General features: G+C 66.6%; 1 protein-coding gene. It reads left to right on the top strand.

Features of this window, described 5'->3' with window-relative positions; all coding sequences use genetic code 11:
* Positions 1-8 precede the first annotated feature (8 nt).
* Positions 9-578 (top strand): translesion DNA synthesis-associated protein ImuA (gene imuA, locus AWB81_RS44005; protein ID WP_087135643.1); only part of this gene is annotated, 570 nt, incomplete at its 3' end.

Here is a 578-nt window from a genome sequence, read left to right as displayed (position 1 = left end):
GGTCCGACATGGGAGCGTTAGCCCTCGAAGACATTCATCCATCGATTTGGCGGGGTTCGCAGCTGGGCTCCGCTCGCGTGAACGTCGTGCCGTGTGGGTTCGAGCGTCTCGCAGCCGAACTGCCGGGCGGCGGTTGGCCAAAAAGCGCGCTGACCGAGCTCTTGGTGCAGCAGCCGGGCGTCGGCGAATTGCGGTTGTTGCTGCCCGCGCTTAGGTCGGTCGCACAGCGGCGCATTGCTTTGCTGCAGCCACCGCACCGGTTCCAGCCCGAAGCGGCAGCGTACTGGGGCTTGCCTGAAACCTCGATTAACGTCGTCCGCGCCAGCAAGACGGCTGACGCGCTGTGGGCCGGTGAGCAGATCCTTCGTGCCGGTACATTTGGCGCGCTGCTCTTTTGGCAGACCCATGTGCGACCGGAAGCGCTGCGCCGCCTGCACCTCGCCGCGCAGACCAGCGACTCGCTGTTCTTCATGGTCCGGCCGCTCGCTGCCGCAAGCGATACGTCGCCTGCCCCGCTTCGCATCGCAGTACGTCCGGCGCGCGACAGCGTCTCGTTGGAGTTCGTGAAGCGGCGCGGC

It is taken from the genome of Caballeronia arationis (assembly GCF_001544975.2).
Taxonomy (GTDB): Bacteria; Pseudomonadota; Gammaproteobacteria; order Burkholderiales; family Burkholderiaceae; genus Caballeronia; species Caballeronia arationis.
The sequence above is the reverse complement of the archived record's forward strand: the minus strand, read 5'-3'. Positions and strand labels throughout refer to the sequence as shown.